At 76.2% G+C, this 21,142-nt stretch carries 8 protein-coding genes; 7 read left to right on the top strand and 1 reads right to left on the bottom strand.

Annotated elements, in window-relative coordinates; all coding sequences use genetic code 11:
- Positions 1–37 precede the first annotated feature (37 nt).
- From AB0L89_RS09290 to AB0L89_RS09260, 7 genes are read left to right on the top strand one after another with little or no spacing between them, the layout of a single operon-like run.
- The gene (locus AB0L89_RS09290) at positions 38–1,414 is read left to right on the top strand and encodes an MFS transporter (protein ID WP_365136771.1); all 1,377 of its coding nucleotides are present in this window, start codon (positions 38–40) and stop codon (positions 1,412–1,414) included.
- On the top strand, positions 1,407–5,090 hold the full coding sequence (locus tag AB0L89_RS09285; RefSeq protein ID WP_365136768.1) for an amino acid adenylation domain-containing protein: 3,684 nt from the start codon (positions 1,407–1,409) through the stop codon (positions 5,088–5,090). The genes AB0L89_RS09290 and AB0L89_RS09285 overlap by 8 nt, the downstream gene beginning before the upstream one ends.
- Positions 5,075–6,133, top strand: a complete 1,059-nt coding sequence (locus AB0L89_RS09280) for a MupA/Atu3671 family FMN-dependent luciferase-like monooxygenase (RefSeq protein WP_365136765.1) — start codon at positions 5,075–5,077, stop codon at positions 6,131–6,133. The genes AB0L89_RS09285 and AB0L89_RS09280 overlap by 16 nt, the downstream gene beginning before the upstream one ends.
- Positions 6,130–10,818 (top strand): amino acid adenylation domain-containing protein, encoded by a 4,689-nt coding sequence (locus AB0L89_RS09275; protein WP_365136762.1) that lies wholly within the window; start codon positions 6,130–6,132, stop codon positions 10,816–10,818. The genes AB0L89_RS09280 and AB0L89_RS09275 overlap by 4 nt, the downstream gene beginning before the upstream one ends.
- Positions 10,815–14,846 carry an amino acid adenylation domain-containing protein gene (locus AB0L89_RS09270; protein WP_365136759.1) on the top strand — a complete coding sequence of 1,344 codons (4,032 nt, stop codon included), beginning with the start codon at positions 10,815–10,817 and terminating at the stop codon, positions 14,844–14,846. Before AB0L89_RS09275 ends, AB0L89_RS09270 begins: the two co-directional genes overlap by 4 nt.
- Before the next feature lie 4 nt (positions 14,847–14,850).
- Entirely contained in the window at positions 14,851–18,120 is a 3,270-nt protein-coding gene (locus AB0L89_RS09265) for an amino acid adenylation domain-containing protein (protein WP_365136756.1), read from the top strand.
- Positions 18,117–20,237, top strand: coding sequence for a beta-ketoacyl synthase N-terminal-like domain-containing protein (locus AB0L89_RS09260; RefSeq protein ID WP_365136753.1), 2,121 nt, complete (start codon positions 18,117–18,119; stop codon positions 20,235–20,237). The genes AB0L89_RS09265 and AB0L89_RS09260 overlap by 4 nt, the downstream gene beginning before the upstream one ends.
- A gap of 75 nt (positions 20,238–20,312) precedes the next feature.
- Here the strand turns inward: AB0L89_RS09260 and AB0L89_RS09255 are convergent, their stop codons facing one another.
- Positions 20,313–21,074, bottom strand: coding sequence for an alpha/beta fold hydrolase (locus AB0L89_RS09255; RefSeq protein WP_365136750.1), 762 nt, complete (start codon positions 21,072–21,074; stop codon positions 20,313–20,315).
- Between the last annotated feature and the right edge of the window lie 68 nt (positions 21,075–21,142).

Raw genomic sequence — 21,142 nt, 5'->3', positions numbered from 1 at the left:
CCGAAAAGAAAATTCCGAGCCACGGGGCGGGGCGGGGATGGAGAGCGGCGAAAGAGTGCGGCCGGGGCGCTTCGAGGGCACCGGTCCTTTGATGCTCGTCTGGTCGGGGCAGGCCATCTCACTGGTTGGAAGCGCCGTTCTCAGATTCGCTTTCATCATCGAGGTCTGGTCCACCGGTGAGCAGGCGACCGCCGTCACCGCGCTGTCCCTGTGCGCCCTGCTTCCGCAGGCGCTCTTCAGCCCCTTCGCGGGCGCGATAATCGACCGGATGCGCAAACGGTCGGCGTTGCAGATCGCGGACGTCATCGGCCTGGTCACCATCGGCGCGCTCACCCTCATCCACTTCTTCGGCGGCGGCCTCGAACCGTGGCAGGTCTACCCCGCCACCGTGCTGCTCGGCATCGGCGCCGCCTTCCAGCTGCCCGCGCTCACCGCCGCCATCCCCCTGCTGGTGCGCAAGGACCAACTGGGCCGCGCGAACGGCCTGTTGGCGGGCGCCCGCAGCGCCGCCGGCATCTGCGGCCCGGCGCTCGGCGGCATCATGGTCGCCCTGTCCGGGATCGGCGCCGTTCTCGTCGTCGACCTGGTCAGCTACGCCTTCGCGCTCATCGGCATCCGCGTCGTGCGGATGACGGGCGACAAGGTCCCCGAGGGGGCGGGCGCCCCGCGCACGAAGATCGTCGCCGAGGCCGTCGAGGGCCTGCGCTTCCTCTTCCGGCAGGCGAGCCTGCGCGACATGACCGTGAACTTCTGCACGGTCAACCTCGTCATGGTCTTCGGCTTCGCGGTCATCCAGCCGATGGTCCTGCTCAAGTCCGGCAACGGCGCGCTCGCCGCCGTGAACAGCGCGATCGGCGTCGGCGGAGTCGTCGGCGGCCTGCTGATGGCGGCCTGGGGCGGGCCGAAGAACCGGGGCCGGGGCATGATGCTCGGCATCGTCGGCATGTGCGTGTCCGCCCAGATCGGCATGTCCCTGGTCGGCGGCGTCGCCGGCTGGTGCGTGGCCATGCTGCTCGGCTCGCTGCTCATGACGGTCGTCAACGCCTCGATGCAGGCCATCGTGCAGACCAAGGTGCCCCAGGACTGGCAGGGCCGGGCCTTCGGCGCGGTCATGTTCCTCTCGCAGATCTCCGTGCCGCTCGCCACGGCCGTCTCCGGCCCGCTCGCCGACCAGGTCTTCGAGCCCCAGGCCGCCGAAGGCAGCGGCGTCTTCGCCCTGCTCGGCCCGCTCTTCGGCGACGAACCGGGCAGCGGCATGGCGGGCATGCTCTTCCTCGCCGGCGTCGCGGGCCTCGTGGTCGCGCTCTGGGGCCTGGCGAGCCGCTCCATCAGGCACATCGACGTACTCCTGCCCGACATCGACGAGGAGTCCGAGCGCAAGGGCGGTGAGAAGGATGACGCGGTCCGTGCCTGAGCCGGACGTGAGCGAGTCGCGTGTGCCCGAGCCGGACGTGAGCGAGTCGCGCGTGCCCGGGCCGCGCGAGGACCGCTGCGTGCACGAGCTCTTCGAGGAGCAGGCCGCACGCACGCCCGGCGCGACCGCCCTCGTGTACGCGGACGAACGGCTGACCTACGCCGAACTCGACGCGCGCGCCGACCGGTTGGCCGCCCTGCTCGCGGCGCGCGGCGTGCTGCGCGGCGCCACCGTCGGCGTGTACCTGGAGCGCTCCACCGAGCTGGTGGTGGCGGTCCTCGGCACGCTGAAGGCCGGTGCGGGCTACGTGATGCTCGACCCGGGCTTCCCGGCCGGACGGCTGCGCGGCATGGCCGCGGACGCGGGCATCACCGCGCTGCTGACCCTGAAGGAGGCGGCGCCCCCGCCGCTGGACGCCGGCGCGGTGGCCGCGGTGCACATCGAGGACGCCGTGGACGCACGGCCATGGGCCCGCGGGACGGTGCGGGCCGCGCCCGACGACACCGCGTGCGTGATGTTCACGTCCGGGTCGACCGGGCGTCCCAAGGGCATCGTCGCCCCGCACCGCGCCGTCACCGCCACGCTGACCGGCCAGGACTTCGCCTCCTTCGGGCCCGGCGCGGTGTGGTTGCAGTGCGCGCCCGTGTCCTGGGACGCGTTCGCGCTGGAGCTGTGGGGGCCGCTCATGAGCGGCGGCACGTGCGTGCTGCACCCCGGGCGCCGCCCCGACCCGGTGGTGATCGCCCGCCTCGTCGCCGCGCACGGCGTCACGTCCCTGTATCTGTCCGGCTCCCTGTTCAACGTCGTCGTCGACGAGTACCCGCGCGCTCTCGACGGACTGCGCGAACTGATCGTCGGCGGCGAGGCGCTGTCGCCCCCGCACGTGGCGCGCGCCCTGGAGCGGCACCCCGCGCTGTGCCTGAGCAACGGCTACGGCCCCGTCGAGTGCATGGTCTTCCTCACCACGCACCGGATCACGCCCGAGGACGTGCGGGGCGGCGGTCCTGTCCCCATCGGCCGCCCGCTCGCGGGCAAGCGGCTGTACGTCCTCGACGAGCGGCTCGCGCCGGTCCCGGACGGCGGGATCGGCGAGCTGTACGCCGCCGGGGCGGGCGTCGCGCGTGGCTACTGCGGGGCGGTGGCGACGGCGGAACGGTTCGTCGCCGACCCCTGCGGCGCGCCGGGCGACCGCGTGTACCGCACCGGCGACCTCGCGCTGCGGCGGCCCGACGGGACCTTCGCGTACCACGGCAGGGCCGACGCACAGGTGAAGATCCGCGGCTTCCGGGTGGAGCCGGGCGAGGTCGAGAACGTCCTGGCCCGCCACCCCGGAGTCGACCGCGCCGCCGTCCTCGCCACCCCCGCGGGACCGGACGGGGAGCGGCGGCTCGTCGCGTACGTCGTACCGGCACCCGGTAGCGAAGAGCCGCCCACCGCGCAGGAGTTGCGCGCCCACGCGGCCGGCCTCCTGGCCGACTTCCTGGTGCCCGCCGCCTTCGTGCCGCTGGCCGCGCTGCCGCTGACCGCCAGCGGCAAGCTGGACCGGGCGGCCCTGCCCGCGCCGGACGCCGTGGCGGCCGGGGACCCGCGGCGCGCCGCCGAGGCCGAGGGGGCGCCCCGGAGCGCGACCGAGCACGCGCTGTGCGAGCTGTTCGCCGACGTGCTCGGCGTCGACTCCGTCGGCGCGCACGACGACTTCTTCGCGCGGGGCGGGCACTCCCTGCTCGCCGCACGCGTCCTGGGCCGCGTGCACGCGCGGCTCGGCGCCGAGCTCGACCTGCGGACGCTCTTCGAGGCGCCCACCCCGGCCCGGCTCGCGCCGCACGTCGACGCCGCCCCCGCGTCCGCGGCGGCTCCGGCGGAGCAGGCGCGTGCGGGCTCGGCTCCGCTGCCCGTCTCGCCCGCCCAGCACCGCCTGTGGTTCCTTGACCGGCTGGGCTCGGGCGCCGCGTACAACCTGCCGATGCTGGTACGGCTGCGGGGCGCCGTCGACCCGGACGCGCTGGCCGACGCGCTCGGGGACGTCGTCGAGCGGCACGAGGTGCTCCGCACCGTCTTCGACGAGGCCGACGGGGCGCCGGTGCGGCGCGTGCTGCACGGGGTCGACTCGCGGCCGCCGTTCCGTCATCTCACGCTCTCCGAGGACGAGATGGCGGCGGAGGTCGAGGAGGCCGCCCGGCAGCCGTTCGACCTGCGCGGTGAACTGCCCGTGCGCGGGGCGCTGTTCAGCGTCCGCGAGCGGCCGGGGGAGCACGCGCTGCTCGTACTCGTCCACCACGTCGCCGGTGACGGCTGGTCGCTCGCGCCGCTCTTCCGCGACCTGTCCCGGGCGTACGCCGCCCGGGTCCGGGCCGACGGCCGGGCCGTCCCCGCACTGCCGCCGCTGCCGATGCCCTACGCCGAGCACGCCCGCCGCCAGGCCGAGCGCCTCGGCGCGCCCGCCGACCCCGACTCGCTCCTCTCCCGCCAAGTCGCCTACTGGAAGGAGCGGTTGGCGGGACTCGCGCCCGGCGGGCCGCTGCTGCCCAGGAGCCCGGAGCGGCCCACCGTACCGGGCCCCGGCGCCGCGACGGTCGTGCGCCGCCTCGACGCGGCGGCCCACACCCGGATCGTCGACGCCGCCCGCGCCCAGGGCGCGACCCTCTTCATGGCCCTGCACGTCGCGCTCGCCGCCGCCCTGGTGCGGGCCGGCGCGGACGAGGACCTCGCGATCGGCGCGCCCATCGCCGGGCGCGCGGCCGACGGGGGAGTCGAGGACGTCGTCGGGTTCTTCGTGAACATGCTCGTGCTGCGCACCGACGTCTCCGGCGACCCGAGTGCGCGGCAGCTCCTGGCCCGGGTCCGCGACACCGACCTCGGCGCCTTCGCCCACCAGGACGTGCCGTTCGAGCACGTGGTGGGCGAGCTGGGTCCCGTACGGGCGCGGGGCAGACAGCCCTTCACCGACGTCGTCCTCGCCCTCCAGAACAACGCCCGCGCCGAAGTGGACCTGCCCGGCGCCGACACGGGCGTCGAGGTGGTCCGCACCGGCTCCGCCCGCTTCGAACTGCTCGTCGACGTCACCGACGCCACGGGTCCCGGCGGCGCCCCGGAAGGCCTCACCCTCACCTTCGAGTACCGCGCCGACAGCCTGGAGGAACGCTTCGTCACCTGGCTCGCGGACGCGCTGCCCGAGGCCCTGGAGACCGCGGCCGCCGCGCCCGGCACCCCGCTCTCGCGGCTCGTCGCCGCCGGGCCGCCGCGCCGCGCGGACGACGGCGACCGGATCGCGCTCCCGGCGCCCGCCGCGCCGACGGCGGGCGGCGGCGGAGCGGCCACCCCACTGGAGCGGGAGATCGCCGCCGTCTGGCGCGACGTCCTCGCGGGATCCGGGTCCGGACCCCAGGACGGCCCCGCCATCGGCAGGGACGACGACTTCTTCGCCCTCGGCGGCAACTCGCTGCGCGCGGTGCGCGTCGCGGCCCGTCTGACCACCGACGCACGGCCGGTGACGGCGGCCCAGCTCTTCGAGTCGCCCACCGTCGCCGCGCTCGCCGCCGCGCTGGAGCGGACCCCCGCCGCCCCCGCGCGGCCGGGCCCCGCCGCCATCACCCGGCGCCCGCGCGTGCCCCGCCAGCAGGATCAGCAGCGCCACCTCGGCAGCCAACAGGAGGAGAGGCCGTGGACCTCAGCGTGATGTTCTTCGGCGCGGACAGCAGCGCCACCGCGACGGGGACCGGAGCCCGGCACTCGGACACCTACGAGGACATCCTCACCGTCGCCCGCACCGCCGACCGCCTCGGCTTCCACGCCCTGTGGACGCCCGAGCGCCACTTCCAGCAGGTGGGCCAGGTCTTCCCCAGCCCGCCCGTGCTCTCCGCCGCGCTCGCCGTCGCCACCGAGCGCATCGGCCTGCGCGCGGGCAGCGTCGTCCTGCCCCTGCACCACCCGCTGAAGGTCGCCGAGGACTGGGCGGTCGTCGACAACCTCTCGCACGGCCGCGTCGGCCTCTCCGTCGCCACCGGCTGGCACTCCGCCGACTTCACCCTGGCCCCCGGCCACTACGAGGACCGCAGGGCCCGCACCCTGGAGACCATTCCCGAACTGCGCAGGCTCTGGGCGGGCGAGGCCGTGGAGTACCCCGACGGCACCGGACAGCCCGTCGCCGTCGTGCCGCAACCGCGCCCGGTGCAGAGCGAGTTGCCGCTGTGGATCACCACGTCCGGCAACCCGGAGACCTGGGAGGCGGCCGGCCGGCTGCGCGCCGGAGTGCTCGGCGCGACCGTCGGCCAGAGCAGGGACGAGCTGGCCGAGAAGATCGCCCGCTACCGCGCCGCGTGCGCCGCCGCCCCCGACCAGGCGGGCACCGACGCGCACGGCCGCGTGACGCTGATGGCGCACACCTACGTCGGCGCGGACGACGCCGAGGTGCGCCGCCTGGCCGCCGCGCCCCTGAAGACGTACCTCTCCTCGTATCTGCGCCAGACCGCCGCCAACCGGGGCGGCGGGGGCGAGGAGCTGACCGAGGAACAGACCGCGATGCTCGCCGAGTTCGCGTTCCAGCGCTATCTGAACTGGGGCAGCCTCCTGGGCTCGCCGGGCACCTGCGCCAAGATGCTCGCCGACCTGCGCGACCTGGGCTGCGACGAGGTCGCCTGCTTCATCGACTTCGGCATCGGACGGGACGAGGTCCTCGCGGGGCTGCACCGCCTCGCCGAACTGAGAGAGGCCGCACTGTGACCCCGAACTCCCCTTCCGCCGCCGACCGCTTCAGCGCGCTCAGCGGCGAGCAGCGGGTGCGGCTCATGCGCCGCCTCGTCGAGGCGGGCCGGGCCCGGGAGATCCCCGCGGTCGTGCCGCCCCGCGACACGGCCGGGCCGGTGCCGCTCAGCCCCGCCCAGCGGGACCTGTGGGTGTACGAGTCGCTGTATCCCGGCACCCCGGACCTGAACCTGTGCTGCGCCTACCACTTCGACGCGCGGGACGGCACCGTCGACCCGGCCCACCTGGAGGCCGCGCTCACCCTCATCCAGCGCCACCACGACATCCTGCGCACCCGCATCTCCGGCACGGCGGACGACCTGCGCGTCGACTTCCCCGACGAGGGACCCTTCGTCCTGGAACGCGAGGACCTGCGCGGCACCGGCACCACCATCGAGGAGGCCTTCCGCGCCTTCCGCAGGCGGCCGTTCCGCCTCGGCGCGGGCAGCGACGGCGACCACGGCGGCGAGGCGGGCGGCGAGCGGCTGATCCGGGGCCGCTTCGTGCGCGTCGACGACACCCGTACGACGCTGATGCTGAGCCTGCACCACATCATCACCGACTGGTGGTCCTTCGACGTCCTGCAGACCGAGTTCGCCGAGGCCTACCGCGCCGTGCGCGAGGGCACCGAGCCGACGCTGACCCGCCCCGCGGTCCAGTACGCCGACTTCGCCTCCTGGCAGGCCGAGCTGGAGGAGGCCGGGGTCTTCGGCGAGCGCCTGGACTTCTGGCGCCGCTACCTCGCCGACCCGCCGGGACCGCTGACCGTCCCCGGCCACGGCAGCCCGGACGCCGGAGAGGACGGCATCGTCCAGATCCGCTTCCGCGTCGACGCGCCCACCGCGCGGGCCGTCCGCGCGCTGGCCCGCGAACGCGGCGCCTCCGTGTACGTCGTCCTCATGACGGCCTTCGCGATCCTCGCCCACCGGGTGTCCGGCGCCGACGACCTGGTGCTCGGCACCCCCGTCGCCAACCGCTCGGCCAAGGGCCTCGAACGGGTCATCGGATACGTGATGAACGCCGTGCCCACCCGCTGGCGCGTCGCCCCGGACGACTCCTTCGCCGACGTCCTGGCCCGCTTCGGCACGGACTTCCCCGCGCTGATGGCGGGCGCCGACCTGCCGGTGGGCCGCATCGTCTCCGCCGCCGCCCCGGAGCGCAGCGCGGGCCGCTCCCCGCTGTTCCAGTGGGTGTTCATGCACCTGACGGAGCAGCCGAGCGTGTCGGCCGTACGGGAGTTCGCCGAGCCCGAGCGCATCCACACCGGCGGCGAGCACGACCTCGTCGGCGTCGTGCGGGACAACGGCGACGGCATGGACGGCAGCTTCGAGATCCGCACCGAGCTGTTCACGCCCGAGGCCGTGACGCGCTGGGCGGACAGCTATCTGACCCTGCTCCGGCAGGTCACCGCCGACCCGTCCGCGCTCCTGCGCGACCTCGACGTGCTGCCCGCCGACGAGCGCGACCGCCTCCTCGGCCTCGCGTCCGGCCCCGCCGCGCCGGAGCCCGAGACGCTGCCCGGCACGGTGGCCCGGCACGCCGCCCGCACCCCGGACGCGCCCGCCGTCGAGGCGGACGGCCTGTCCCTCACGTACGCGCAGCTGAACGACCGCGTCGAGCGGCTGGCCGGACTGCTCGTCCGGCACGGCGCGGGCCCCGAGCGGACCGTCGCGCTCGCGCTCGGGCGCGGCGCCGAGCAGGCGGTCGCCGCGCTCGCCGTGCAGCGGGCGGGCGCCGCCCACCTTCCCGTCGACCCCGACTACCCGGCGGACCGCGTGCGCCGCACGCTCGACGACGCCGCGCCGGTGCTGCTCGTCACCGACGCGCGCACCGCCGACGCGGGCGTGCTGCCGCCGACCGACGTGCCGGTGCTCCTGCTGGACGAGGACGCGTACGCGGGCGAGCCGCTGCGCGCCGCCGGACCCGGGGCGGGCCGCCCCGCCTACGTCATCCACACCTCCGGCTCCACCGGCACCCCCAAGGGCGTCGTCGTCACCCACGCCGGCGTCGCCGCGCTCACCCGCAGCCTCGTGGACCGCTTCGCCCTGGACGCGGACACCCGTGTCCTGCAACTGGGTTCACCGGCCTTCGACATCTCCGTCGCCGAGCTGTGCATGGCCTTCGGGCCCGGCGGCACCCTCGTCGTGCCGCCCCCGGGGCCGCTCGCGGGCGACGCGCTCGGCCGGGTCCTGACCGAGCGCCGGATCTCCTGCACGATGGTGCCGCCCTCCGTCCTGGCGACGGTGCCCGAAGGAACGTATCCGCACCTGCGCGCCCTCGCGGTCGGCGCGGAGGCCTGCCCGCCCGCCCTGGTGGCGCGCTGGGCCGTCGGCGGCCGCCGCTTCCACAACGCCTACGGGCCCACCGAGTCCACCGTCGCCGCCACCCTCTCGGAGCCGCTGGCGGGCGACGGCGCGGCGGTGCCCATCGGCACGCCCGTCGCGGGCACCACCGCCCACGTCCTGGACGCCCGGCTGCGCCCGGTGCCCGTCGGGGTCGCCGGCGAGCTGTACCTGTCCTCGGCCGGTCTGGCGCGCGGCTATCTCAACCGGCCCGCCGCGACCGCCGAACGCTTCGTCGCCGACCCGTACGGCGCACCCGGCTCGCGCATGTACCGCACGGGCGACCTGGTGTACCGCGACGACGACGGCACCCTGCACTACCTGGGCCGCACCGACGAGCAGGTCAAGCTGCGCGGCCTGCGCATCGAACCGGGCGAGGTCGCCGCCGCCCTGACCGGCCACCCGGCGGTGGCGCAGGCCGCCGCCGTCGTCCGCGACGACGCGGCGGGCCGCCCCCAGCTGATCGGCTACGCGGTACCCGCCCCCGGACACGCCCTCGACCCGAACGCGCTCCTCGCGCACGCCGCCACCCGGCTGCCCGCGCACATGGTGCCCTCGGACGTCGTGGAGCTCGCCGAACTGCCGCTGACCCGCAGCGGAAAGCTCGACCGCGCGGCCCTGCCCGCCCCGCGCGCCGCCACCGCGACCCGCGCGCCCGCCTCCGCCCGCGAGAAGGAACTCTGCGACCTCTTCGCACAGGTCCTCGGCGTCCCCGAGGCCGGGGCCGACGACGACTTCTTCCGGCTCGGCGGCGACAGCATCATGGCCATCCAGCTGGCCGGGCACGCCGCCGCGGCCGGGCTCGCGCTGGCCCCGCGCGACGTCTTCACGCTGCGCACCCCCGCCCAACTGGCCCTCCACGTCAAGGCGTCGACCGACGAGCCGGACGGCCCGGCAGGCCCCGAGACGGGACGCTTCCCGCTCACTCCGGTCATGCGGTGGTGGCTCGAACAGGGCGGCGACCCCTGGGCGTTCACGCAGTCGATGGTGTTCCCCGTGCCGGCAGGCACCGGCGGCGCGCGCGTCGGGGCCGCCGTGCGCGCGCTCGCCGAGCGGCACGGCGCGCTGCGGATGCGGCTGCTGCGCGACGACCTGGAGGTCGAGGTCACCGAGGCGCCCCCGGTGGGGGCCGAGGTGGTGCGCGTCGCGGTCGACGACACGGCCGAGGCCCGCTCGCGCGCCCGGGAGACGGCGGCATCGACCCGCCTCGCCCCCGAGGACGGCGAGATGCTGCGGGCCGTCTGGTTCGACGCCGGACCGGAGCGCCAGGGGCTGCTGCTCCTGACCCTGCACCACCTGGCCGTCGACGGCGTCTCCTGGCGCGTCATCGGACCGGAGCTCGCCGCCGCGCTCGCGGGGGAGGGCGGCGCGCCGACGCGTCCCGGCACCTCCTTCCCGCGGTGGGCCGCGCTGCTCGCCGAGGAGGCGGGAAGGGACGAACTCGTCCTGACCGAACTGCCCTGGTGGCGCGGTCAGTTCAAGGGTGCGGACGACGCCCGCATCGCCGGGGGGAAGGGAGCGGGCGCCCGCCGGGCCACCGTCACCGTCGACCTGCCCGCCGACCTCACCGAGGCCGCGCTCACCACGCTGCCCGCGGCCTTCAACTGCGGCCCCGACGCCGTCCTGCTCTCCGCGCTGACCGTCGCCGCCGTACGCCAACGGGGCCACGGCACCGGCCTCCTCGTCCACCTGGAGGGCCACGGCAGGGAGACGCTGTCCCGGCCCGCGGACGTGTCCCGCACCGTCGGCTGGTTCACGACGCAGTACCCCGTGCTCCTGGACGTCGGGCAGCCGGGCGACGGCACGGCGGGCGAGGCGCTCAAGGCCGTCAAGGAGCGGCTGAGGGCGGTGCCCGGCGGCGGCATCGGCTGGGGCCTGCTGCGCCACCTCAACCCGCACACCGCGCCCGGCCTCGCCGAACTCCCCGTGCCCGACGTGCGGTTCAACTACCTGGGCCGTCTCGCCTCCGGCGACGCGGCGGGCGGCGAACTGCTCGACGGCGCCCCCGGCGCGGTGCCGCTCGGGCACGCCGTCGAGATCGACGCCCTCGCCAAGGAGGGCCCGCACGGACTGGCCCTGGAGGCGACCTTCTCGTACGCCGAAGGGGTCGTCGCCGAGGACGACGTACGGGAACTCGCCCGGCTGTGGCGCGCGGCCCTCGCCGCCCTCGCGGACGAGACGGAGCGGGGCGGCCCGGTCGGCGCGACGCCCTCCGACTTCCCGCTGGTGAGCCTCTCCTCCGACCAACTGGCCATGCTGGAGGGCGACATGGCGGACTTCCTCGACGACGGCGACGAGCCGTGGACGGAGGGGGACCGGTGAGCGGGCGCATCGCGGACGTCCTGCCGCTCACCCCCGGCCAGGAAGGCATCCTCTTCCACGCCGTGCGCGACACGGAGGGTCCCGACCCGTACCTGGTCCAGCTCCGTCTGGGCATCGGCCCCGCGACCGGCGCGGACGCGGTGCGCACCGCGCTGGCCGCCCTCATGGACCGCCACCCCCACCTGCGCGCCTGCTTCCGGCACGAGCGCCTCGACCGCCCCGTGCAGGTGGTCCCGCACGCCGTCAGGGTGCCGTGGACCGAGGTCGACCTGACGGGACGCACCCCGGACCAGGTGGAGTCCGGCACGGCGGAGTTCCTCGCGCGCGACCGCGGGATCCGCTTCGACCCGGCGCGCCCGCCCCTCGTCCGCGCCGCGCTCATCCGGCACGACAGGGGCCGGGAACTCGTCCTGACCTGCCACCACATCCTCATCGACGGCTGGTCGGTGCCGATCCTGGAGCGCGACCTCGCGGCGCTGGTCACCGGCGCGCCCCTGCCGCCCGCCGTGCCCTACCGGCAGTACGCGCTCTGGCTGAGCCGCCAGGACCAGGGCCTGGCCAGGGAGGCCTGGCGCGAGGCCCTCGCCGGCCTGGAGCGCCCCGCCCCCCTCGTGCCCGACCGCGCGGCGGACACCACGGCGCTGACCGACACGCTCAGACTGCCCCTCACCGCCGGGCTGACCACCGCCCTCGTGCGCCGCGCCGCCGAGGCGGGCGTCACCCTCAACACCCTCACCCAGGCCGCGTGGGCCCTGGTGCTCGCCCGGCTGACCGGCGCGCGGGACGTCGTCTTCGGCGGCGTCGTGGCGGGCCGCCCGCACGACCTGCCCGGAGCCGGCGAGATGGTCGGCATGTTCATCAACACGCTGCCCGTACGGGTCCGGCTGCGCGACGAGGAGACCGTCGCCGCGCTGCTCACCCGCGTCCAGGACGAGCAGTCGCGCCTCGGCGCCCACCACCACGCCCGCCTCGCCGAGGTGCAGCGGCTCGCCGGGGGCGGGACGGGCGAACTCTTCGACTCCGTCCTCGCGTTCGAGAACTTCCCGCGCGGCGCCGAGGACGCGGAGGACGCCCCGGACGGCGTGCGCGTCCTGGACGTACAGGACGCCACGCACTACCCGGTGACGCTCGCCGTCGTCGCCGGAGAGCGGATGCTCCTCGCCGTGGGCTGCCGCCACGGCATCCGCGCCGACACGGTCGCCGCCCGCATGGTGCGGGCCTTCGAGCAACTGACGGGCGACCTCGACACGCCGGTCGGCCGGATCGACGTGCTCCCCGAGGCCGAGCACCGCGCGCTGCTCGCCCGGTCCGCGGGCGCCCCGGCGGACCGCACCGCCGAACCGGCCACCGTACCGGTCCTGTTCGCCGCCCAGGCGGCCCGCACCCCCGACGCCCCCGCCGTCGAGGCCGACGGCGAGACCCTCACGTACGCGCGTCTCGACGCCGAGTCGGACCGGCTCGCCCGGCGCCTCGCGGGGGCGGGGGTGGGACACGGCGCCACCGTGGGCCTGCTGCTCCGCCGCTCGCCCGCCCTGGTCGTCGCCCAGCTCGCGGTCGCCAAGGCGGGCGCGTGCTGGCTGCCGCTCGATCCCGCGCAGCCGGGGGACCGGCTGTCCCGGCTCGTCGAGAAGGCGTCGACGGACCTGGTCCTGACGGACGGCGAGGAACCGGGGCAACTCCTGCCCGCGATACGTCACTTGTCCGTACGCGGGGACTCGCCGGAGGCCCCGATCGGCGCCCCCGCGCGACCCGGGTCCGCCGCCTGCGTGATGTACACCTCCGGGTCCAGCGGCGAGCCCAAGGGCGTCGTCGTCCCGCACCGGGCCGTCGTCGCGCTCGCCGCCGACCGCCGCTTCGGGAACGGCGCGCACCGCCGCGTCCTGCTGCACAGCCCGCACACCTTCGACGCCGCCACCTACGAGACGTGGGTCCCGCTCCTGAACGGCGGCACCGTCGTGGTCTGCCCCGACGAGCCCGTCACGCCCGCCCTGCTGGCACGGGTGCTGCCCGAGCGGCGCGTCAGCGCCCTGTGGCTCACCGCCGAACTCTTCCGTACGGTCGCGGAGCTGGCGCCCGAGGTCCTGCGCGGGCCGCGCGAGGTGTGGACCGGCGGCGACGTCGTGGACCCCGAGGCGGTGCGCCGCGTCCGGGAGCACTGCCCCGGTCTGGCCGTCGTGAACGGCTACGGCCCCACCGAGACCACCGTGTTCGCCACCGCCCACCGCGTCACGGAGAGTGCCCCGGGCGCGCCCGTGCCGATCGGCGGCCCGCTCGACGGCACCCGCGTCCATGTCCTGGACGCCGCTCTGCGCCCCGTCCCCGACGGCGGCGTGGGCGAGGTGTACGTCGCCGGGACCGGGCTCGCCCACGGCTACCTCGGCCTCCCCGGCGCCACCGCCGAACGCTTCGTCGCCGACCCGTACGGCGACCCCGGGACCCGCATGTACCGCACGGGCGACCTGGCCCGCCGCGCCCCCGACGGCGCCCTGGAGTTCGCGGGCCGCGCCGACGACCAGCTGAAGATCCGCGGCTTCCGCGTCGAACCGGCCGAGATCGAGGCGGCCCTCGCCACCTGCCCCGGCGTGACCCGCGCGGTCGTCGCCGCCCGGCCCGCCCCGGACGGCGGCAAGCGGCTGGTGGCGTGGGTGGTGCTGGCGGACGGGGACGGCGCGGGTCCGGTGGGGGACGGTCCTGAGGCGGTGTGGCACGGTTCTGAGCTGGTCGGGCGCGGTCCTGGTCCGGTGGGGCACGGTCCGGAGCCGGTCGGGCGCGGTCCTGGTCCGGTGGGGCGCGGTCCTGAGGCGGTCGGGCACGGTCCCGGCCCGGCAGGTCCCGGTCCGGCGGGGGACGGTCCGGAGCCGGTCGGGCACGGTCCCGGTTCCGCGGGGCACGGTCCCGACCCCCTGGAGCGCGTCCGCGAGGCCGCCGCCCTGATCCTGCCGAGGCATCTGCTGCCCACCGCCTGGGCCCGCGTCGACGCCGTGCCGCTGACCCCGCACGGCAAGGCCGACCGGGCCGCCCTCCCGCAGCCCCGCACCGCGCCCGCCCCTTCGCGGGTGCCGCGCACCGCACGCGAGAAGGAACTGTGCGAGCTGTTCGGCGGGGTGCTCGGCCTCCCGGACGTCGGGCCCGACACCGACTTCTTCGCGGCCGGCGGGCACTCGCTCAGCGCGCTGCGCCTGGTGGGGCGGATCGAGAAGGCCTGGGGCGAACGCGTCCCGGTCGCCACGCTCTTCGCGGCGCCCACGCCCGCCGCCCTCATCGCCCGCCTCGACACGCCGGACGCGGACCTGGCAGGCAGCCTCGCCCCGCTGATCACCCTGCGCGCACAGGGCGCGGACACCCCGCTGTTCTGCGTGCACCCGGGACTCGGCGTGAGCTGGGCCTTCACCGCGCTGCTGCCCCACCTGGCCCCCGGCCGCCCGGTCCACGCCCTTCAGGCCGCGGTCCTGAGCGAGGACACCCCCCGGTTCCACCACAGCGTCGCCGACCTCGCCGAGGAGTACGTCGGGCGCGTCCGCGCCGTCCGGCCGCACGGCCCCTACCTCCTGCTCGGCAGGTCCTTCGGCGGGCCCGTCGCCCACGAGATGGCGGTACGGCTGCGGGCGGCGGGCGAGGAGGTCGCGCTGCTCGCCGTGGTGGACGCCATGCCCAAGCCGCCGGAGATCGCCCGCACCCCGCTGGAGCCCGCCGTCGCCGACGAGGAGGCGCGACGGATCCTGCGGGAGGAGGGCGCCGTCCTGGACGGGATCGGCGAGCACCGCCTCGCCGCCCTGACCGAGTCCGTCGCCCACCACCTGGCCCTGGCCCGGCGGTGGATCCCGTCCCCCTACGACGGCACCGTGACCCTCTTCGCCGCGTCCCGCGACGCCGAGGCCGTCCCCACCGAGGTCAAGGCCGCGGCCTGGCGGCGCTTCGCCGCCGGCGTCGACGTGCACGAACTGGCCTGCGCACACGTCGAGGTGCTCGACCCGGACCAGGCCGCCCGCATCGGCGCGGTCCTCGAACAGACCCTTCAGGGAGAGTGACCCAGTGGACGACACACTGGACCCGGCGGCCCCCGTGGCCGTCGAGGAGTACGAGTTCCCCGTCTCCGACGCCCAGAGCCGGCTCCTGGTCCTCGACCGGCTGAACCCCGGCACCGCCCAGTACAACGTGCCCGCGGCCTTCGCCGTGCACGGCCCCTTCGACCTCGGCGCGTTCACCCGCGCGCTGGACGCCCTCGTGGCCCGCCACGAGTCGCTGCGCACCGTCTTCCGCACCGCGCCCGACGGCACGCAGACCCAGCTCGTGGCCGCCACCGGCCGCGCGCACCTGGCCGTCGAGAAGGACGTGCCGGCGCACGAGGTGCCCCGGCGGCTGCGGGCCGACGCCGCCCGCCCCTTCGACCCGGCGGCCGGGCCGCTGCTGCGGTGCGCGGTGTACGCCGTCGACGACGGCAGCCACCGCGTGCTGCTCGTCGCCCACCACCTGGTCTGCGACGGCTGGTCCCTCGGCATCATCCTGCGCGACCTGTCCGCCGCGTACGCCGCCGAGGCCCGGGGCCTGCCCCACAGCCCGCCCGAACTGCCCATCCAGTACCCGGACTTCGCCGTCTGGCAGCGCGAGCGGCAGGCCGCGGGCGGCTACGCCGACGCCGTGGCCCACTGGGCCGGGGCGCTGCGCGGGGCGCCCGAGGTCGTCTCGCCGCCGCTGGACCGGCCGCGCCCCGCGGTGCGCACCGCCGACGGCGGCGCCGAGCGGTTCCTGCTGGCCGACGCGGTCCGCGCGCGGCTCGCCGAGGCCGCGCGGACCCGGGCCGGCACGCCGTTCATGGCGCTGTTCGCCGCGTACGCCGCCTACCTCGGCCGGCTCAGCGGACGCGACGACCTGGTCATCGGCTACCCGGTGTCCGGCCGCGACCGGCCCGAACTCCAGGACCTGGTCGGCATGCTGACCAACACCCTGGCCCTGCGCGTCGACCTCTGCGACGACCCGTCCTACGGCGAGCTGATCGGCCGCATCCGCGCCGCGCTGCTCGCCGGGCAGCCCCACCAGGACGCGCCGTTCGAGTCCGTCGTGGACGCCGTCGCCCCGGCCCGCGAGACCAGCCACGACCCGCTCGTGCAGCTGGTCTTCTCGTACGACGACGACACCGAACTGTCCCTGCCGCTCGCGGGCGCCGACGTCGAGCGCGTCGAACTCGCCCTGGAAACCTCGAAGTTCGACTTCCACCTGCACGTCGAGCGGTGGGGCGACGACGCCCTCGCCGCGCAGTTCATCTACCGCGGCGACCTCTTCGAGGCCGCCACCGTCCGGCGTTGGGTGCACGGCTTCGAGACGTTCCTCGACGCCGCCCTCGCCCGCCCCGACGCGCCGCTGTCCACGCTGGACGCCGTCCCCGCCGAGGAGCGCGCCCGCGCGATCGCGTCCGCCGACCGCACCGACGAGGCCGCGCCCACCGGCCGCCTGGTCCCCGACCTCATCGCGGACGTCGCCACCGCACGGCCCGATGCCACCGCCCTGGTCTGCGGCGACGTCCGGCTCAGCTACCGCGAACTCCTCGCCCGGGCCGACGCGCTGGCCCTGCGGCTGCGCGCGGCCGGGGTGCGGCCCGGCATCCCCGTCGGCCTGCTCCTGCCCCGCTCGCCCGAGATGGGCATCGCGGCCCTCGCGGTGCTCCGCGCGGGCGGCGCGTACGTCCCCCTGGACCAGGCCCACCCGCACGCCCGCCTCGCGCACATGGTCGAGGCCTCCGGGACCCGGCTGCTCATCACGGCCGAGGAGACCGCGCCGAAGGGAGAGGCCCTCGGCGTGCCCTGCCTGCGGGCCGACGCGACGGCGGCCGACGCGCCCGGCCCGCTGCCCGCGGGCGAGCGGCCCACCGCGCAGGACCTCGCGTACATCCTGTTCACCTCCGGCTCCACCGGGGTGCCCAAGGGCGTCGCCGTCGAGCACCGCGCGCTGCTCAACCTCACCCTGGCGGTGCGGCCCGCGTTCCCGGTCACGGCGGGCGACCGCGTGCTGCAATTCGTGTCGTTCGGCTTCGACGTCGCCGTCTCCGACCTGTTCTTCCCCTGGGTCGTGGGCGCCGAGCTGCACATCGCGCGGGACGACGAGCGGCTCGGCGACGCGCTGTTCGCCCGGCTGCGGGACTCGCGCATCTCGTACGTGTTCCTGCCGCCGTCCGCCGCGATGCTGCTGCCCGACGTGGCCGGGCGCCTGCCCGACCTCGTCACGCTCGCCGTCGGCGGCGAGGCCTGCCCCGCCGAACTCGTCGAGCGCCTCGCCGAGCCGGGCCGCCGGATCGTCAACGCGTACGGCCCCAGCGAGGCCACCGTCTACGCCACCACCGCCGACCTCGTCCCCACCGAACCCGTCGTCATCGGCCGGCCGGTGCCGGGCTCGCGCGTGCACGTCCTCGACGACCGCCTGCGCATCGTCCCCACCGGCGTCACCGGCGAGGTCTACATCGCGGGCGCCTCGCTGGCCCGCGGCTACGTCGCCCGGCCCGGCCTGACCGCCGAACGCTTCGTCGCCGACCCCTACGGCCCGCCCGGCGCCCGGATGTACCGCACCGGCGACCTCGCCCGCATCGACGCCCGCGGCCGCATCCACTACCTCGGCCGCTCCGACTCCCAGGTCAAACTGCGCGGCATCCGCATCGAACTCGGCGAGATCGAGGCCCTGTTGGCGGGCTCCCCGGACGTGGCCGTCGCCGCGGCGGCCGTGCGCGGCGACGGCGCCGACCAGCGCCTGGTCGCCTACGTCGTGCACCGCGAGGGCGCGGCCCCCTCGGACGACGACCTGCGCGCCCACCTCGCCGAGCGCCTGCCCGGCTACATGCTGCCCGAGGTCTACGTCCACCTCGACGAACTGCCCCTCAACCGCTCCGGCAAGATCGACCGGGCCCGGCTGCCCGAACCCTCGGGGGAGCGGCACGACCAGGGCCGTGCCCACGTCGCCGCGCGCACCGCCACCGAACGGCGCGTCGCCGAGGTGTGGGCCCGCGCGCTCGCCCGGGACCAGGTCGGCGTCCACGACAACTTCTTCGACCTGGGCGGCAATTCGGTGCGGATGCTCGGCGTCCTCGCCGCCCTCCGCGAGGCGACGGGCGACGCGGAGCTCTCCCTGGTCGACCTGTTCCGCCACCCCACCGTCGCCTCGGTCGCGGCCCACCTCGACCGGACCTCAGGGCAGGCCCCCGACCCCGGGGCCGACACCCCCGCCGCCACCGCGGCCCAGCGCAGGGGCAGTGACCGCCGCGCACGCCAGACCGCCGCCGCACAACGGCTCCGCTCCAGAAAGGGCACGCCACGATGACCGAGCCAGCCACCTGGGACCCGGCCGCGGACGCCGGATCCGCCCTCGACCCCGCCCTCGACTCGGCCCTCGCCGTCGTCGGGATGAGCGGACGGTTCCCCGGCGCCCCCGACCTGGACGCCTACTGGACGAACCTGCGCGACGGCGTCTGCTCCATCGCGGACTTCACCGAGGCCGAACTCCTGGCCGACGGAGCCGAGTTGGGCGAGGTGCGCGGACCCGACCACGTGCCCGCCAAGGGATACCTCGCCGACGCCGACCGCTTCGACGCCGACCTCTTCGGCTTCCACCGCACCGAGGCCACCGCCCTCGACCCGCAGCACCGGCTCCTGCTCCAGACCGCCTGGGCCGCCCTGGAGGACGCGGGCCACGACCCGCTCGCCGCTCCCACCCGCACCGGCGTCTACGTCGGCGGCAGCCCGACCGAGCACATGCTGGCCGCCCACACCGACCGGCGGCTGGCCGCGTCGATCGGTGCGATGCAGATCCGCATCCTCACCGACCGCGAGTTCCTCGCCCCCTGGATCTCCTACCGCCTCGGCCTCGAAGGCCCCAGCCTCACCGTGCAGACGGCCTGCTCGACCTCGCTCACGGCGGTGCACCTCGCCGCGCAGGCGCTGCTCCTCGGGGAGTGCGACACGGCGCTCGCGGGGGGCGTCAGCGTCGACACCGTACGCAGGCAGGGATACGTCCACTACGAGGGCGGCATCTTCTCGTCCGACGGCCGCTGCCGGCCCTTCGACGAGCGCGCCGGCGGCACGGTGCCGGGCAGCGGCGTCGGCGTCGTCGTGCTGCGCCGCCTCGCGGACGCGCTCGCCGACGGCGACCCGATCCGCGCGGTCGTCCGGGGCAGCGCCCTGACCAACGACGGCGCCACGAAGGTCGGTTTCACCGCGCCCGGCGTCGAGCAGCAGACGGCGGCCATCGTCGAGGCGTGGTCGGCCGCGGGCCTCGCGCCGTCCGCCGCGCAGTACGTGGAGACGCACGGCACGGCGACGTCGCTCGGTGACCGGATCGAACTGGCGGCGGCGACGGAGGCGTTCAGGAGCGACGGCCAGGGGCTCGACGCCGGTACCGGCGAGCGCGTCGGCATCGGCTCCGTGAAGTCCAACATCGGGCACCTGGACGCGGCCGCGGGCGTCGCCTCGTTCATCAAGGCGGTGCTCATGCTGGAGCACGCCACGCTGGCGCCCACCGTCAACGTCACCGGCCCGCACCCCGAACTCGCCCTGGACGCCTCGCCGTTCCGTGTCGTGGACCGTGCCGCGCCCTGGCCGAGCCCCGCCGCGGGGCCGCGCCGCGCGGGCGTGAGCTCGCTCGGCATCGGCGGCACGAACGTCCACGTCGTCCTGGAGGAGGCGCCGCCCCGCCCCGGGACCACCGAGGCCGCCGCGCCCCGGCGCACCGAGATCCTGCCCCTCTCCGCCCGCACGGAGACCGCCCTCACCGCGCTCGCGGCCCGCCTCGCGGCCGCCCTGCGCGCCCCCGGCGCCCCGTCCCTCGCCGACACCGCGCACACCCTGCGCACGGGCCGCACCCCCATGGACGTCCGCGCGTACGTCCTGGCCTCGGACACCGAAGAGGCCGCCGAGCGGCTGACGGCGCTCGCCGAGGGCCGCTCCCCGTACGCCGAGGACGGCGGGCCCGACGAGGCCGGGCTGCGCGGGCTCGGCGAGCTGTGGCTGAAGGGCGGCACGGTCCTGTGGCCGGGCGGGCCCGCGGGGGCGCGCCGGGTGAGCCTGCCGACGTACCCGTTCGCGGGGGAGAGCTTCGGCGCGCTCACGCTGGCCCGTTCCGTGGAGGTGCCGCAGGACCCGGCGCCCGCCGCGCCCGGCGACGACCTGACCCGGGCCGTCTCCGCGCTCCTCGCCGAGGCGCTCGGCCTCGACGGTCCGGCGGGCCCGGAGACGACCTACTTCGCGGCCGGCGGCGACTCGCTGACCGCCGTGCACCTGGTCGGCAGGCTCCGGGACGACTTCGACATCGACGTGCCCATCACGCTGTTCCTGGAGGAGCTGACCCTCCACGAACTGGCCGACCGCATCGTCGAGTCGAAGGAGCAGGGCGCGGGGGAGGACTCGCTGGACGCGCTGCTGTCGGAGTTCGAGGCGGAGTAACGGGGCGGGGCGCCTGCCGGGTGGCGGGGTGCCTCCCCGGCAGGGGCGGGGTGCCGGGGAGGCACCCCGTCCCCGTCACGGTGTGGCCGCGCTCCGGTCCGGCAGCGCGGAGGCGATGACGTCGGCGACGTACGGAAGGTGGTCGTCGAGGAAGAAGTGCCCGCCCGCCAGCACGTGGTAGGAGAAGGCGCCCCGCGTCTCGCGCTGCCAGTCCTGCGCGGCCTCGACCGTGACGCGCGGGTCGTCGTCGCCGGTCAGGGCAATGACGGGGCAGTCGAGGAGGGGCCCCTCGCGGTACTCGTACTCGTCGACGATCCGGTAGTCCGCCCGCACCGGCGGCAGGAAGAGCGGCAGGAGCTCGGGGGAGGAGAGGACTTCGTTGTCCGTGCCGGACAACCCCCGCATGTCCTCGATGAGTTCGGCGTCGGACATCTCGCGCACCGGGCGCCGCCCCGCGGGCCGCCAGGGCAGCGAGGGCCCCCGCCGGCCGGAGACGAACAGGGCTGCGGGCGGCCGTCCCTCGGCCGTCAGACGCCGCGCGGTCTCGAACGCCAGCAGCGCGCCCATGCTGTGCCCGAACAGGACCACCGGCCTGCCGTCGTCCCACTGGGACCGCACGCCGAGCACCGCGTCGACGACGTCGTCCGCCCGCTCGGCGAACGGCTCGCCGTACCGGTCCTGGCGGCCCGGGTACTGCACCAGCCGCGGGTCGACGACGCCCGTGACGGCGGCCGACAGGGCGTGGTAGGCGCTGACCGAACCGCCCGCGTGCGGGAAGCAGAGCAGGCGGGTCCCGGCGGCGGGTGCGGGGTGGAAGCAACGTATCCAGTCGCCCACGAGCGCGCCCTCCTTTCGTGTTCTCGGGGCCGTGTCCGATACACGGCGGCCCCGGTCAGCATGCCGGA

The sequence above is a fragment of the Streptomyces sp. NPDC052114 genome, assembly GCF_040680155.1.
GTDB lineage: Bacteria > Actinomycetota > Actinomycetes > Streptomycetales > Streptomycetaceae > Streptomyces.
This window is presented reverse-complemented; position numbering and strand designations above follow the sequence as displayed.